Origin of the sequence: Thiomonas sp. FB-Cd (assembly GCF_000733775.1) — a bacterium.
Classification (GTDB): Bacteria; Pseudomonadota; Gammaproteobacteria; order Burkholderiales; family Burkholderiaceae_C; genus Thiomonas_A.
Genome location: NZ_JPOE01000002.1, coordinates 2207882 through 2222823 on the forward strand (window position 1 = coordinate 2207882; position 14942 = coordinate 2222823).

Sequence of the window (14942 nt, forward strand, 5' to 3'; positions counted from 1 at the left end):
ATGCGCGCCGCCTGGCTGCTGCGCACCGTGCTGCCGCTGGGCGCCGCAGCCATGCTGCACGCGCGCGCCCACGGCGCCGAGGTGCCGCCGGCAGCTGCCGCCTCGGCCCCGGCTGTCGTGCAGCTGCCCACCGTGACCATTGGGGCGGGCAGCGGCACCGAGGGCTTTCGCAGCCCGCCGCAGCACGCCTACGCGATCGACGCCGACACCCTCGGGCAGCAGCCCGCCACCGCTCTGGCCGATGTGCTGGCGCAGCACCTGCCGGGGGTGGCCCTGACCCACGAGCAGGGCAACGCGCTGCAGCCCACGCTGCACTTCAACGGCTTTGCCGCCTCCCCCGTGCTGGGCACCCCCCAGGGGCTGTCGGTGTTCCAGGACGGGGTGCGGGTGAACGAGCCCTTCGGCGACGTGGTCAACTGGGACCTGATCCCCACCGAGGCGCTGCGCTCGATCCACCTGGTGCCCATCACCGATCCGGTGTTCGGCCTCAACACCCTGGGTGGCGCCGTGCTGCTGCGCACCCGGGACGGGCGCTCGGCGCCGGGGGCGCGGCGGGCGTGGAGTTCGGCAGCTTCGGGCGCACCACCGAGCACGCGCGCTACGGCAGCCATGCCGGCGACTGGAGCGCATTCTTCGCCGTGCGCAACCAGCATGACAGCGGCTTTGTGCCGTACACCGCCAGCAGCAGCCGCAATCTGTTTGCCAAGCTCACGCGCCGCGACGCGGGCAACGACTTCGACCTCAGCTACACCTTCGCGCAAAGCCACCTGGCCGGCTCGCAGACGCTGCCCCTGGAGTGGATGAACACCCCCACGGCGGTCTACACCGCGCCCGACCACATCGACAACCAGCTCAACTTCCTCAACCTGGGCGACACCCAGGTGCTGGGCGCGCATTGGCAGCTCGCAGCGCGCCTGAGCCTGCGCAACAGCGACCAAAGCGGCTTCAACAGCAATGTCAACGGCAACTACGACGGCAGCCCCCCCACGCTGGCCAACCCGGTGGCCGGCAACGTGCAAAACGCCCTGCATCAGCAAAGCCGCGGCCTGAACCTGGCCCTGCACAACACCAGCCCCCTGGCCGGACGGCCCAACAGCGCCAGCCTGGGGCTGAGCGTCGAGGCGCAGCAGGTGCAGTACACCCAGCTCCAGCAGGCTGCCACCTTCACCGCGCAGCGCTACACGCTGGGCACCGGCCCCTTCGACCAGGCCCCGGTGGACCTGGGGGTGCGCAACCACGACAGCGGCGTGTACCTCACCGACCGCCTGGCCGCCGCCCCCTGGCTGGATGTGGCCGCCGGCGCCCGCTACGAACGCGCGCGCGTGGACCTGACCGATCACCTCGGCGGCGCCCTCGGCGGCCACCACAGCTACAGCCGCCTCAACCCCAGCGTCGGCCTGGATCTGCACCCCACCCCCAAGGCCTCCTACTACCTGCGCTACGCCCAGGGCATGCGCGTGCCCATGGCCGTGGAGCTGACCTGCGCCAGCCCTGCCGCCCCCTGCACCCTGCCCAACGTGCTGGTGGCCGACCCCGAGCTGCAACCCGTCATCGCCCGCACCGCCCAGGCCGGCGCCGTCTGGCGCCTGGGCGCGCTGCGCGTGCATGCCGAGTACACCCACACCCGGCTGAGCAACGCCATCGAGTTCATCAGCCTGGCCAACATGACCCAGGGCTACTTCACCAACATCCCCCAGGAGCTGTTGCGCACCCTCACCCTGGACCTCACCACCGGCTCCGAGCGCTGGCTGTGGTCCGTCTCCCTCAGCCGCACCCTGGCCACCTACGAGAGCGCCTTCCTGCAGCCCAGCCCCAGCAACTCCAGCGCCGACCCCAGCGGCAGCATCCAGGTCCAGCCCGGCGACCGCCTGCCCAACATCCCCAAGTGGAGCCTCACCCTGCAATCCCAGTACCAGCCCAGCGAGCGCCTGCTGCTGCACGCCACCGTGCTGGCCTACAGCGCGCGTTACGCCCAGGGCGACGAAAACAACCAGGACCGCCACGGCACCGTGCCCGGCTACGCCATCGTCAACCTCGGCGCCCAGTACAGCCTCGACACCCACTGGCGCCTGGACCTGTCCGTCCACAACCTCTTCAACCGCACCTACACCGACTTCGGACAACTCGGCGTCAACGAGTTCACCGCCGCCAACCGCACCTTCAGCCCCGATCCAGCCTCCTGGCAAAACACCCAGTTCGTCGCCCCCGGCGCCCCCCGTGGCCTCTGGCTCGGCGTGCGCTACGCCTGGTCCTGATCCCCTTGCCTCCCCACCCCCACCCCGAACCCACCCCTGGAGCCCCACCATGATTCAAGTCAGCGTGATGTACCCCAATCAGGATGACGCCCGCTTCGATATGGCCTACTACACCGAAATCCACATGCCCCTGGTGCGCAAACTTACCGGCCAGGCCTGCCGCGCCGTCGCCGTCCAGCGCGGCCTCTCCGGACCCCAGCCCCACTCCAAACCCACCTACATCGCCCTCGGCCACCTCTACTTCGACTCCGTCCCCGCCTTCGAGCAGGCCTTCGCCCCCCATGCCGCCCAGATCATGGCCGACCTCCCCAACTTCACCAACCTCACCCCGGCCATCCAGATCAATGAGGTCGTCCTCGAATAGCCCACTGCGATGCCGGGAGAAACGCCATGAACAACCGATGGGTTTGCCGGCGCAGCACGGCTAAAGCGGCAAGGCGCGCACGCACTGTATGCCTGGCGCTCGCCATCTGCACAGCGCTGGGTTCGCGATTAGCCGCCGCGGGCGAAGTTGATGTCAGGGCCTGGTTCTTCCACGCACCCGTACACGTTGACGACATCCGTCAACTCAAGCTGGCCGCCACAAAGGGAGAAGTAAGCGCCCGACTCGATTACGCAAAGTATCTCTTTGACCATGGCGAAAAGCCACTTGCCATCCTTTGGCTCACCGAGGCCAACAACCAAGGCAATGAGCAAGCTGAATATTTGCTTGGGCTTCTTTATGCACACGGCGATGGCGTAGCGCAAGACCTTGATCAATCCCGGTATTTTCTTGGCAAGGCTGCTGATCAAAACTACACGCCTGCCGAATATGCACTCGGAGAAATGCTGCTCAACGCCGAGTTCGACGATCCAGATCAACAGGGGAATGAAGACGCAACGATCAAGGCCAGAATTGGCCGGGGCGTATCGCTGTTACAGCGCTCGGCAAGGGCTGGCTACGCGCCTGCTCAGTACCGCCTTGGACTGATGTACTACAACGGCCAAGGTGTGGAGACTGACCGGCGAGCAGCGCTCCGTGCATTTGTCCAAGCCGCCGATCAGGGCGTCGCGGAAGCCGCATTCATGGCGGCACGTTGCTATGCGTCCGGCGCGGGCACGCGCAAAGATGCCGATGCCGCCAAGCGCTACCTGCGGCAAACGATCAAACTTGCCGGGAGCGACAGCCATTATGGTCGGGATGCCCAAGCCATGATCTCCGAGTTGCGATGACGGCCCGAGCCACTGACCAGATCGCAGCATCTCTTGATGTGCCACTCGGATGGTCCTTTAAGCTCGCCTTCACGCACTCGAACCAACGTTCCAGACGGCTGCCGGCCCCCGTTCATGTCGCGCTGCGCTAAAAAGTACCCGAGCGTCTGGCGTCGTTCGCAACACCAGCCACCCCAACGTTCTGATGCTTAGCGTTCGGCCATTGCGCCCAAGACCTGCCAGCGGCTCATGACTTGCGGTTTGCCTCATGGGCCTGCTTGCGTAGCGTCATCGCATACAAAGCGCTCCAGACCAGTGCAATGGCGAACTGCACAATGATCGCAAACTCCAGGTAATGCCCAAGCGCGTCTGGCCGCAGACCAAAGCCCTTGGCGGCAAAAATTCCCGAGACCAGAGCAGGCGCCAAGACAAAAAGGGCCATCCAGCCCACATTGATAAGTTCGACAACACGCAGCAGTCGTTGAATTCCCACGATCAACCCTCCATCCACCGCGATTGAAACACCGAATGACCGAGGCATGGTCATTGCCGAGTAATCGCCTCAAGCTGCCGACATCGAGCGCCGACGTCCCCGCCTCACGGTAACCCGTCGACATCGCCTGGATGGACTTGCGCGTCAGGGACGACCGTGCTGACACGTGTGCGCTCGCCGCATTCGGGCCGGCAGCGCTCGCTTCGGAATAGTTTTCCAGGATGCTGGCGGTGAGGGGCACGCAAGATAAGCCCAGGACTCTCTGTCGGCCGCAACGCGCATCAGCAATGGCCTCGAACACACCAAGCAGAGTGGGTGCTCACGCGCAGAGGGCTTGCCATTTGCGACGGGCCCTCCTCTGCATCAATATGAAAAAGCGGTCATATCAATCGAAATTATGCGTTTTGCGCGCTAAATGAAACGTCATTAAATGCGCAGGAAATAATCTTCAGGAGAAACGACGTCACCATGTTCGCCCTTTCGATGCCCTTTTTCAAGCAGTCAATACCAATCGATTCCCAATGAAAAACTGCTCAAAACCTCAACGTTTGTTCTGGCTTGCGCCGCAGCCCTTGCAATGGCATCGACGACCTTTGCGGCGCAAGCCGAGCCCGGTGCAAATCCAATTCATGTTGACGTCCCCGTGATTCTGAAACACGCAAACGTCGTGTTCAACATGGACCATTTGGCGTTCGCCGGCGATCTCCCGTTTGGCATGAATTACATGCATCTCTTGGCCGATCGCATGAAGAAGATGGGCACCACTGGAAAGATCATTGGTGTGTTCCACGATCCCGCCGCCTACATGACGCTCAGCGACAAGGCGTACGACGCCGCTCGTCACGTCAAGACTGACAACCCGTACGCACCTTTGATCGCCGGCCTGCAAAAACAAGGGGTGCAGATCGAGGAGTGCGCCGTATCCGTGAAGGCGCACCACTGGGGCAACGCCAATCTTCTCCCCGGCGTGCTCGTCAATTCCGGAGCCGTCGGTCGCATCATCCAGCTTGTGCAGGAGGGCTATGTCCAGATCCAACCCTAAGGCGCCTGGCGCGTTCCGATGCGACAACAGCCCGTTTCGCGCATTGCGTCTCCTGACCATGGGACCATTGGCTGCGCCTCGAGGCTCGAAGAGCCGCCAGGTCGTCGCACCGGGACTCGCCGGTGCGGCACCTCTGGAGGGTTCCGAACATTCAACGCAGCGTAGCGGCATACCACCGCCGACCGGGCCGCGGGGGGCTCCCGCGCGGGCATGAGCAAGGTGGCCCGCCAGTGCCACTAGACTTCCAGCGGGAGAGTTTTTCTTCCACTATTCAAAAGAGAGGAGACATACATGAAAAAGATAGGCCACATGGCTGGCGCCATTGCCAGCGTATGCACCGCGGCGCTGTTTAGCGCGTCCTCAGCGCATGCCCAGGCGTCGGACTTCAAAGGTGCGCAGCCAACCAAGAGCCACTACGGTGCCATCTTTCAGATCGACTCAGGAAGCCAAGGTGCGATCAAGAAGACGCTCAATAACATCGAAAACTTGATGGATGACCCCCGGTTGAAGGGAAAAGTCCAAATTGAGCTGATCGCCAACAGCAAGGGCTTCGCCGTCTACGTCAAGAACAACGGCTTCGAGAAAAAGCTTGAGAAACTGCAGCAAGAAGGTGTCATTCTGGCCCAATGCTCCAATACGCTGAGGGAACTGCACATCGACCGCAAGGACCTTTATCCGTTCATTAGCGTCGTGCCCTCGGGAATGGGGGAAATCACACTGCGCGAATCGCAAGGCTGGGCCTACATCCACCCAACCCCGCCAAACCCCGGTTTGTAACGCAAGCCGAACATGGTCTCTGGGAGGCCATGTTCCTCTAGCATCGGCTGCCCCAATCCCGGCAGCCGGTGACATCGAATCAGGCAACGATTCAGCGCGCGTCGGGTTCGGTGCGTACGCAGGCGTTCACGCCATCAAGCGCAACGCCATGGCTCGGCAACAGCGCCAAGCGCCGCTGCGCCTTACCGGGCTGCCGTCCATCCGGTCGGCTCGCACGGATGGCTGCAACGCTCCAGCACGCTTGCAGGCTGGGCAACCATGGCGCCACGAATGGGCGATCCTGCGTGCCACCACAAGGCGCTGAGCTGACGGCCCAGCGCCTTCTTGCCCCGCTATCGGCTGGCGATATACATCGTGATTTCAAAACCAAAGCGCAAATCAAGATAAGACGGTGTAGTCCACTTCATCGTGATTCTCCTGTGTTAGAAGGCTGCCAGCAAAATGCCGGCATCTGGTGTCGGGCGGCCAAGAGTGCCCATGCCCGTCATTACTTCGAAAGCGTAAAAATAGCAATCGCGTCGCCATAAGGGTAGTTCAACTGAAAATTCCCACCAGCAGCAACCGCGATGTATTCCTTCCCATTCACTTCATAAGCGATCGGTGGCGCATTCACGCCCGCACCGAGGTTGAAATTCCAAAGCTTTTCACCTGTCTTTGCATCGAATGCGTCAAAAGAGCCATTCCCCTCCCCGGTGAAGGCGAGATTGCCAGCCGTGACCAATGCACCCCCCATCATCGGCTGCGGCAAATGCTGATCCCAAACAATCTTTCCTGAATTGACGTCAATTGCGGTAAACGTGCCATCCTGTAGCCCGCCCTTGACATTTTTGAACGTACTGCCGAGTCTAATCTGCCCTGGGATTGCCGGCGAATCCTTCTCATTGGTGAAGGTCATCAGCTGATTCATGCCCAGGATGTAGACCATGTGGGTAAGCGGGGAATAAGCCGGCGGCGACCATTCAGAGCCTCCGTTTGCACCCGGAAGCATGTCAACCCCCTTATCCGTCGGTTGCGAGAACATATTCTTCTGCTGATCGAAGGCTTCGGATTTTCTAATCAGCTTGCCAGTGTCGCGATTGACGATATAGAACCATGCCGTCTTGCCGGCCTCCCCTGCCGCCGGAACCATCTTGCCGTTGTCCATGGTGTCAAACAGGACCACATTGCTGACGGCATCGTAGTCCCACACGTCATGCGGAACCTCCTGGTAATACCAAGCCAGTTTTCCCGTCTTGATGTGAAGTGCGACGATGGAATCTGTGTACAGGTTGTCGCCCAAGCGCCCCGAGCCGTTCAGGTCAGGATTGGGGTTGCCCGTCGCAAAAATCAGCAAGCCACGCTCCGGATCCACGGCTGGGGTCGTCCAGGTCATCCCTCCCCCGGTCTTCCACGAGTCACCCGACCAGGATGCGTGGTCACTGGTGCTGTGCCAGCGCCAGAGCTCTTTTCCACTGTTGGCGTCATACGCCGCAACAAAACCCGCTATCGGCCACTCACCGCCAGCGCTGCCGATAATCACCATGTTGTCATAGAACGTCGGCGCCATGGTTTCGGAATAACCGGCTTGCGGATTGGCCACCTCGTCCTTCCAGGCCTCTTGCCCCGTTTTTGCGTCGACAGCCACAAGATGATCATCAATGGTCAGAAAAAACACCTTGCCATTGCCCACTGTCGCACCCCGATTGACCGGGCCGCAGCAGATCTGGTTGAAACCATCCGTGTACTCGTATTTCCAAAGCGTCTGGCCCGTCACCGCATTGAGGGCGATGAGCGCCTGCTTCTTGTTGACCATTGGGGTCGTCGCGTACATCACACCATTCACCACCAATGGCGTCGTCTCGAAACTGGCCGTGTAGCCTGTCTGGGCGATCGCAACCGGCACGAGGTGCTTGACGGTTCGCGCATTGATCTGGGTCAGCGGCGAATAGCGTTGATTGTCATACGCACGTCCGGAAAGCAGCCAGTTGCCTTTTTCCTTGGCGGCGTTGCTCAGCATGGATTGGGTGACGTTGACCTCCTGCTCAACTGCACTTGCACCCTTGCTCACAAGCCCACCGGTCTCCGATCCAGATGCCTGCACACCGGCGGCCTGCGCTGCAGCGAATCCCAACACATGACCCGCTGCTGCCACGCTCATCAAGGCCGCGGACAAAGCAACCGTTCGCGCTATCTTTGGAAAATCCAAAAGCGACTTCATTGATGTCTCCTCATTTCATTTTAATTGGGTAACCCTATCGTTCAAAAACACACATCACGTCTTTATCAGTGGTTACTCTCCTCAAAAAGCCAGTCATTCTTTCCCGGGATAAGGAAGCATTGGGATGCACGAAACGTTGGATTGGCTAAGATCGGCATTCCCGCTCTTGTAGCCATTCGCATCGAGAATATAGGAAAAAATATCCTGATATTCATCAGGCTTCAAGCTGCCTGGTGCTTGATATGGCATCTGCGACTGCATGAACGCCAAGAGTTGCGCCGCTGAAATATGTGAAAATTTCAGATAGGACTCGAAATCGTGGCCGTAAAGAGCCGGGCCGGAGTTACCCTTCAAGTCTGCACTATGGCATTCCGCACAGTTATCAAGGTAAAGCTTCTTACCGCTCATTGCCTGCGGTTTGCTGAAGTATCCGGAAGATTGCCCCACGCAACTGTTCTCAGCATTGCATGCAAGCGGAAATCCGAGCGCCACGATTCCAATCGCTATTTTTTGGCACGCGTTATGCGTTCGATTCCTTTTGATGCCCATTCCAATGCCACTCCCTTTTTGTTAATAGATTTTCACGACGGCAGATCAACAGTCTTTCAATGGCTCACGATACGGCAAGGCATTCTGCAGCGCGGCCGTTGTGCGATCACCAAGGACTGCCAGCCGGGGGCTCCGACGAGCACGCTCGCGCGTCATGCGACACTTGGGATCCATCACGTGGTTCGCCCGCAAGCGGCGAACCACCGCTGCAAGCCGCGCCACACACGATATGGTGAGGTCGGCAACTCGGTATCGCGCCGCGCACGCGTTCATTTGCGTCTGGGCATGCGAGGCGCTCAACTGGCGCGTAGGCTTGGTGGCCACCCGCATGAAATTGAATGGGCCCGTCGCCCCCGCGACTTCAGCGGTCGCCTCGTCGGCCTGCACCGTGCTCGTGGGACTCCAGGTGCATGGAGATCCGTACGCCCTGGCGACCGAAAACTGGCGCGCTTCCGCAGTGTGGGGCAGCGGCATAGGGCTGAACCGCGCATCCGCAATCCTGGCGTGGCCAGGAACTCCCGCCACGGGAAGCGGCGTCGTCAGTGCTTCAGACATCGTGTCTCCTCACGCGATCCGAACGGCGGGTGATGCAGGCAGCAAATCTTCGGCCGGGCTCACCTCTTTGTCTCTTTATACCTGAATATGATGCAAAGGCTGAGCAGGCGCGTTTCGTTTTTGTAACGAAACAATGCAGGCGTTCAGGAATTCAATGTTTGCCCCGGGGAATGGGACATGGGAGCCGGCCAAGCCTCCCGCAAGCGTTCGATTGCGCAGGTCGTCGACTCGTGGCTAGCCAAGATCTGGGCCAGGTTGCGCGAAAGATGCGTGCGTGGACGGAGCGCGGGGTCCTCAGGAGATCGTCGCGCGCTGCTGCGGCGGAGTCCGCCCGATGCGTGGCGGCAGGCGCGTCCCTTAGGCGGGTCAGAGTGCGTCGTGATCAACGCATCGTGCATCGGGAGGGGCGAGCCCTCAATGCATTAAATCGCGCCTTGCCCAAGAGAGATAAAGACCCGACTGCCCCGGGGCGTCATGGGCGTGCGCGCTCACGCACGCCCATCCTTGAGTTGCCGCGCGCAGGCTTCGGTTGATGCTGGGTGTTCAGCTTCCTGCGTCAACGACTTCGCGGGGTCGGCGCCATCTTGCGATTGGCGTCGGACTCACCGCGCTTTCACGGCGATGACCCCGTTCAGCTTGACGTGGGCACAGAGCTGCCAGCAGGCGGCGCGCTCAGGACCGTACCCAGATTCGGGTCGAGGTATAGCGCGGGGATATTGCCGGTGCGCGAGAAATTGAACATGTCCATGAGCGATCCAGCAGTCGCATCGAACGATCCGCCGCCAAGGCGTGCCCCGCCCAGCCAGTTGTCTTCGATGAATCGTGCAATGGACGCCTGGGAAATCTTCACGTGGCTGACATAGTTGGGCTTGGCCCAAGGCGAGATCACCATGAAGGGGATCCGCGTGCCCGGACCGCAGCGACCATTAATCGGCTGTCCACCAACACCCATGGGCTGGGTGCCTTGCCCGCAGACTCCCGAGCCGTTGAGCTGGTCAGCCTGGGAGTCAAAGGAGGGGGTGGTCGGGTTGGCGTAGGCGTGGTCGTACCAGCCGTCGGAGTCATCCCAGGTCACAATGACGGCGGTATTCTTCCAGTCGGGTTGCTGCTGCAGGAAGTTCACCACTTTGGTCACGAATGCCTGCTCGTCCAGGGGGTCGGAGTAGCCGGCGTGACTGTCCTGAAAGGCAGGTGCCTTGAGGAAGCTGACCGAAGGGTAGTTGCCTGCCTTCACGGCCGCGAAGAAATCATTCAAGCCATATTCGTGGTTGGCCGGCTCCGGCGTTTTGCCATCAACTTCCACGCTGTATCCAATGGCCGCCGTGCTGCTCGGGCGCGCGTGGGTGGGATTGGCCGTGCTCTTGTAGTACTGGAACCAGTTGTGGTGCGGGATGTAATCGGTCACGGTGGACGCGACCACCGTCGAATAGGTGCTGCGTTTGCACCCGGTCGTGCCGTTGGTGTTGGTCGTGCTCAGGTTAAACCCGCCCATGAAGCCACCCCAGGTCACGTTCTTGGCATTGAGCAGATCGCCAATGTTCTTCCCGCTCATCATGACCTGATCGCTGGGGTTTGAGCATTGGTCGTAGGCCGGGTCGACATCGTTGATCATCGTGTACCCGCCTTGACCATCGGCGATGAAGTACGAATACGCGGCCGTCGTGAAGGGCACCTTGGTTGTGGCGACAATTTGCATCCCGTTGGTCTGACCCGAGACCGCCTCCAACGCGCCAGGCGTTGAGGGCCCGTAGGTATCGGTGTACGCGCTGTCGTTCATGGCGAAGTGCTGCGCATAATTCCACAAGGCTGTGACGGTGTTGCCGTCGTAGTAGCCCATGACCTGACCTGTGGTTCCGAACGCGCCAACGCCACCAGTCGTGCCTTTGCCGGTGTACAGCGGAAAGAGATCAGCCAAGCCATGGTTATACGCCTGCTGTTCGGCTGAATACGCATGGTTCTGGTCGGCGGTTGCGGCCTGGGTGCGGTCAAGCCGGAACGGGTTGACTGCGCCCGCGCCGTTCAATGTGTTCGTGGAGTTTGGGTTGGCCGTAAGAAGGGTGCCGCTCAGTCCGTTGACGGTCGGAGTTCCCGCGGCTGCCGTGAAGACGGGCTCACCCGTTGGGTTGGTCGCGTTGGGGTAGGTACCGAAATAGTGGTCGAACGAGACGTTCTCGTTGTAGATAACCACGACGTGCTTGATCTGCGTAGCAGTGGCCAACGCGTCTTGCACCGAGACGGCAGCACTCGTCGTGGCCGAGGGTGTGGCTGTGGTGGTCGATGATCCGCCGCCGCAGGCGGCCAGACCTAACGCGGCGCAGGCGACTGCGGCGCTCAACATCGTTTGACGAATCACTGAAAAACTCCCTGGTTGATGCAAGAGGCGCGTCATGCACCTTCTTTTGCAGGGAGCAGCCTAGGGGGCGAGCATGAAACATTTGTGAACACGCGACGGCACGTTGGTTTTTTCGCGTCAGTGGCGGACCCGTGCCCGGCACTCGAGCTGGTGCCGCATCTGACACGGTACGCGGCGCCGTGGTTGCACGCCTTAAAACTCCCGCTCGAGCATCACCCAAGTCGACCAATGTGTGTGCAAATCGCCCTGCTGAAAAGCGGCTTGCTCCCCCAGGGCAAGCAGCCAAGGCGACGCGTGGTATGCAATCTGGGGCATGACATAGCCCTCCAGACCGCTTTGGCCATCGCCTCGAATCAGCTGCCGATCCACCTCAACCTCAATCTGGGCTGCGTAAGCGGAGCTAATAGACTTGCCCAGACTCGTGTTGACGAACCACCCGCTCGCCACGCCCGAGCCCACGCGCTGGACATACCCGGCCTCGCCTTGCATGAACCAGGGATACCAGAGTTGTGCCCACATCGCCTGCGCCGTCACGGCGTTGCCTTCGCCTGGCAGGACGTCTGGACGCTGATCCGCCCAGTACTGCCCCTCCACCTCGACGGTTAGCAGTGCCGCCGTGCCCTGGCCCATGTTGCACGTGTGCACAACTGCCAACTTGAGGCCCGCCGCCATCGGTCCCAAGGCACTGCTGCCATCTCCCAACGGATCGTTTGCCGTGTAAGCGGGCAGATCCAGCTCCACACCGAGGCGATCGCTTAATCGGGCCTCGATCTCGGGAGCGACCGTGAGCGCACCTGGCCTGCTGTTGCTGAACTGGGTGAACAGATAGCCGGCATTCTCGACCCAAGGCTCTTCGATACCGATGGCCTTCGTCACGTAATCGTCAACGTCACAACTCCATTCCTGCGCTGAGGCTTGTCGCAGCAAGGCAAGCTCCATGATCAGGAACGCCGCCAGGCCAATCATGCAGGATCGCAACACGGCAATCTCCATATTTCGTAGTGGGAATCATTCTTATTCCTTTCTGTCGGCCTGTCAATGGCGCTTGTGGCATCGCGCATGCGGCCGTCATGACTCAGCTTGCGGCGGCGCGTCCACAGAAATCGGCACCGCAGTGCAGTGCGCGATCGTGCAGACCAGAATTTCCCGGCCTTGAGTGTTCGGCTTGTGATGTTGCGGCTCGAACCGCGGTTTGCTCGGTGCCAACCAAGGCGCCCGGCTTACCGGGCCGCCCCATGGTCGAGAACTACCGGGAGGCGCGCCCGCAGCGCCTCAATGGCAAGCGCGCCGCAGCGCACCTTCAACGGCCATAACGCGCCACCAAGGTTGCCCTGTCCAGCGCATTAGCGTTGATGAACCGGCTCGCGGAGGCCGCACTGGCACTCGAGGCGAGGTCAATTCTTGCGACCTTCATCGCATACACGGTAAACACGTACCGATGGGGCTTGTCGCCCACGGGCGGGCACGCTCCGCCATAAGCGGAATCGCCGAAGCTCGTACGGATCTGGACGGCTCCTGCGGGGAGGTGTGTTCCGGAACGATTGCCGGCGTCCTCCCTCAAGGCGTGCACTGTTGGCGGAATATTGATCACAACCCAGTGCCACCATCCTTGTCCGGCGCGGGCATCCGGATCAAACAGCGTCACCGCAAAGCTCTTCGTATCAGCCGGGGCGCCGCTCCAGGAAAGCGCCGGTGAGATATTGCCTCCTACACAGCCGTGACCGCTGTACTCTTGCTTGGCTGAAAGCCAGCCATCGGCTTCGACGGATGAACTGTCCAGAGTCAAACCATGCGCCACCGCCGAAACGCTAGACACAAGGAGACAAGCCACGACCGCTGTGCTGACCAACTGCATCGACCATTCCTCCGGCTGCGAGCTTCCATTGCACGGGCGACTCAAGGGCCAGCCTTGACTGTCGCCTGAACATCGCCGTACCACTGACGCGAATCCTAGGTCCAGTAAGCCCATCACGCAAACGCACTCGGCGGCCGAGGCGAAGAACATCGACTCTGCCCCGCTCCTCCACCCGCGCCGCAGACGCGTGGGCTGCCGCGCCCGGTCATTGCAACCTCTTGAGCCGGACACCGCGCAGACCGGAAGTGCCTTGTGCGAGGCCCCACCGAGTGAGACTGCCATCACTGCATGGCCGCGTCCGCCTCCAGTACAGATGTCCGGTAGACGGCGCGACGTGGCCGTCTTTGGCCAACGCACGAAGTTGATCACAAGCACGTGCGCGACCCCTCGGGCAGCCATCGCCCGCCCAGGGCGCGCGCACCCCTCACTGCATCGCATTCGAGATCCTGGGGCAAACACCGCCCGAACCATCCGCCGGCGGACCGTGCAGAAGACGCGCATGCGGCGCATCGCACCCCGCCGCATGCCATAGTTCCATCCTCACGAAGCGCCCCCCATTCCAAGCACATGGCGTGACTTGCCATGTGGCATTCAGCCGCGCCACGCCGCGTGAATCTCTGCGATCAATTCAGCTCGGCGCCCTGCATAGCGCGGCGAAAAATGAACCGGCACGATGGCTTTGGCGCCGAGGCGTCGCGCAATTTCGCCAGCCTGCCGCCCGGTCAGGTGATTCTTTCGTTCCGCATGGCTTTTGTCTTTTTCCAAAAAGACACTTTCAATGTAGAGGAGGTCAATGCCCTGCATCAACTGCGAAAGGATGTCGATGTTCCCCTCGGTGTAGCGCAGGTCGGTCACGTAGCCAATGCGCTGCCCAGGTGTGATGTCAAGCACCACGTCCCGCAACTCGCCCACAGTTCGGATGCTTGTGTGCTCACCATTTTTGTCCCGCCACCCGACCTCGATCCGTTGCGCGTCTGGCGCGCCACTCAAGACCGCACGCTTCATCTCGGTCAACCAGGGACCGGCTCCCAGCGCCAGTGCCGAGATGCGATCCTTGTCAACGTTCAGGTGCGCCTTTTCCTCAAGCGCAAAGGCAAGGCAGGCAATGCCATGATCAACAAAGCGAGCGCGAACGCGAATCGTTGCCTCCTCAAGAAGCACATCATCGTCACGCTCCGATGGCGGCAAGGGCTCCCGCACAAATCCCGAACGACTCGAGAAACGGGCATGTTGGACCAGCCCCTCCAACTCCATTTCGTAAACGTCGACGACCAGCGCGGTCGCATACCGGTCCACCACGTTCCACGTGTAAGCCCGCAGCTTGTGCTCGACCCGTGCAATGAAGCAAGGGCCTCCAAACAGCGTCAGGGACGATTTGCGGCCGAGTACGACACGCAGAAGATGATCGAATCCGGAAAAGTGGTCCATATGCGCATGCGTGACGAAAACGTGGCTCAACCGCATCAATTTGCGGGGTGCAAGCGCGGTGATGTCGCCGAGATCGAAAAGCAGCGCACGGCGCTCATCGCGAACATCGACGTACAGCACTGGATCGCCAAAGGTGTCATTGACGAGACGAGGTTCAAAGAGATATCGCATTCGCTTGCCCGTTAAGGATGAAGACGCCTCTCGCGAGACACCTCGGCGATCGTATGCCTTGGCCTCAGGTCTCGAA

15 protein-coding genes are annotated in these 14942 nt (G+C 61.1%); 6 read left to right on the top strand and 9 right to left on the bottom strand.

Annotated features, from left to right (window positions below):
* From CD04_RS24570 to CD04_RS22595, 4 genes are read left to right on the top strand one after another with little or no spacing between them, the layout of a single operon-like run.
* Positions 1–804: a Plug domain-containing protein gene (locus CD04_RS24570; RefSeq protein WP_231480535.1), complete on the top strand. Its 804-nt coding sequence runs from the start codon at positions 1–3 to the stop codon at positions 802–804.
* The gene (locus CD04_RS21720; protein WP_369792825.1) at positions 696–2255 is read left to right on the top strand and encodes a TonB-dependent receptor; all 1560 of its coding nucleotides are present in this window, start codon (positions 696–698) and stop codon (positions 2253–2255) included. The genes CD04_RS24570 and CD04_RS21720 overlap by 109 nt, the downstream gene beginning before the upstream one ends.
* 49 nt (positions 2256–2304) lie before the next feature.
* Positions 2305–2619: an EthD family reductase gene (locus CD04_RS0110715; RefSeq protein WP_031406633.1), complete on the top strand. Its 315-nt coding sequence runs from the start codon at positions 2305–2307 to the stop codon at positions 2617–2619.
* A gap of 26 nt (positions 2620–2645) precedes the next feature.
* Positions 2646–3467, top strand: a complete 822-nt coding sequence (locus tag CD04_RS22595; protein ID WP_031406634.1) for a tetratricopeptide repeat protein — start codon at positions 2646–2648, stop codon at positions 3465–3467.
* 226 nt (positions 3468–3693) lie between these two features.
* On the opposite strand, the gene CD04_RS0110725 is transcribed toward CD04_RS22595, so the two are convergent.
* Positions 3694–3939: a hypothetical protein gene (locus CD04_RS0110725; protein WP_197033077.1), complete on the bottom strand. Its 246-nt coding sequence runs from the start codon at positions 3937–3939 to the stop codon at positions 3694–3696.
* A gap of 643 nt (positions 3940–4582) precedes the next feature.
* On the opposite strand from CD04_RS0110725, the gene CD04_RS0110730 reads away from it, so the two are divergent.
* Complete coding sequence (locus CD04_RS0110730; protein WP_197033078.1) at positions 4583–4981, top strand: DsrE family protein; 399 nt, start codon at positions 4583–4585, stop codon at positions 4979–4981.
* A gap of 291 nt (positions 4982–5272) precedes the next feature.
* On the top strand, positions 5273–5758 hold the full coding sequence (locus CD04_RS0110735) for a DsrE family protein (protein WP_031406639.1): 486 nt from the start codon (positions 5273–5275) through the stop codon (positions 5756–5758).
* A 91-nt stretch (positions 5759–5849) separates the two neighbouring features.
* On the opposite strand, the gene CD04_RS23720 is transcribed toward CD04_RS0110735, so the two are convergent.
* The 8 genes from CD04_RS23720 to CD04_RS0110775 form a co-directional block, all read right to left on the bottom strand.
* Positions 5850–6014, bottom strand: a complete 165-nt coding sequence (locus CD04_RS23720) for a hypothetical protein (protein ID WP_197033079.1) — start codon at positions 6012–6014, stop codon at positions 5850–5852.
* 76 nt (positions 6015–6090) lie between these two features.
* Entirely contained in the window at positions 6091–6165 is a 75-nt protein-coding gene (gene pqqA / locus CD04_RS23180; protein ID WP_081858005.1) for a pyrroloquinoline quinone precursor peptide PqqA, read from the bottom strand.
* Positions 6166–6245: 80 nt separating this feature from the next.
* Positions 6246–7955: a PQQ-binding-like beta-propeller repeat protein gene (locus tag CD04_RS0110745; protein ID WP_031406641.1), complete on the bottom strand. Its 1710-nt coding sequence runs from the start codon at positions 7953–7955 to the stop codon at positions 6246–6248.
* A gap of 93 nt (positions 7956–8048) precedes the next feature.
* The gene (locus CD04_RS0110750; RefSeq protein ID WP_051849110.1) at positions 8049–8504 is read right to left on the bottom strand and encodes a c-type cytochrome; all 456 of its coding nucleotides are present in this window, start codon (positions 8502–8504) and stop codon (positions 8049–8051) included.
* A 1186-nt stretch (positions 8505–9690) separates the two neighbouring features.
* Complete coding sequence (locus tag CD04_RS0110760; RefSeq protein ID WP_369792826.1) at positions 9691–11397, bottom strand: phospholipase C; 1707 nt, start codon at positions 11395–11397, stop codon at positions 9691–9693.
* A gap of 207 nt (positions 11398–11604) precedes the next feature.
* Positions 11605–12393, bottom strand: coding sequence for a hypothetical protein (locus CD04_RS0110765; RefSeq protein WP_156030217.1), 789 nt, complete (start codon positions 12391–12393; stop codon positions 11605–11607).
* A 319-nt stretch (positions 12394–12712) separates the two neighbouring features.
* Positions 12713–13267: a YbhB/YbcL family Raf kinase inhibitor-like protein gene (locus CD04_RS25020; RefSeq protein ID WP_031406650.1), complete on the bottom strand. Its 555-nt coding sequence runs from the start codon at positions 13265–13267 to the stop codon at positions 12713–12715.
* A gap of 591 nt (positions 13268–13858) precedes the next feature.
* Complete coding sequence (locus CD04_RS0110775; RefSeq protein WP_031406652.1) at positions 13859–14866, bottom strand: MBL fold metallo-hydrolase; 1008 nt, start codon at positions 14864–14866, stop codon at positions 13859–13861.
* Between the last annotated feature and the right edge of the window lie 76 nt (positions 14867–14942).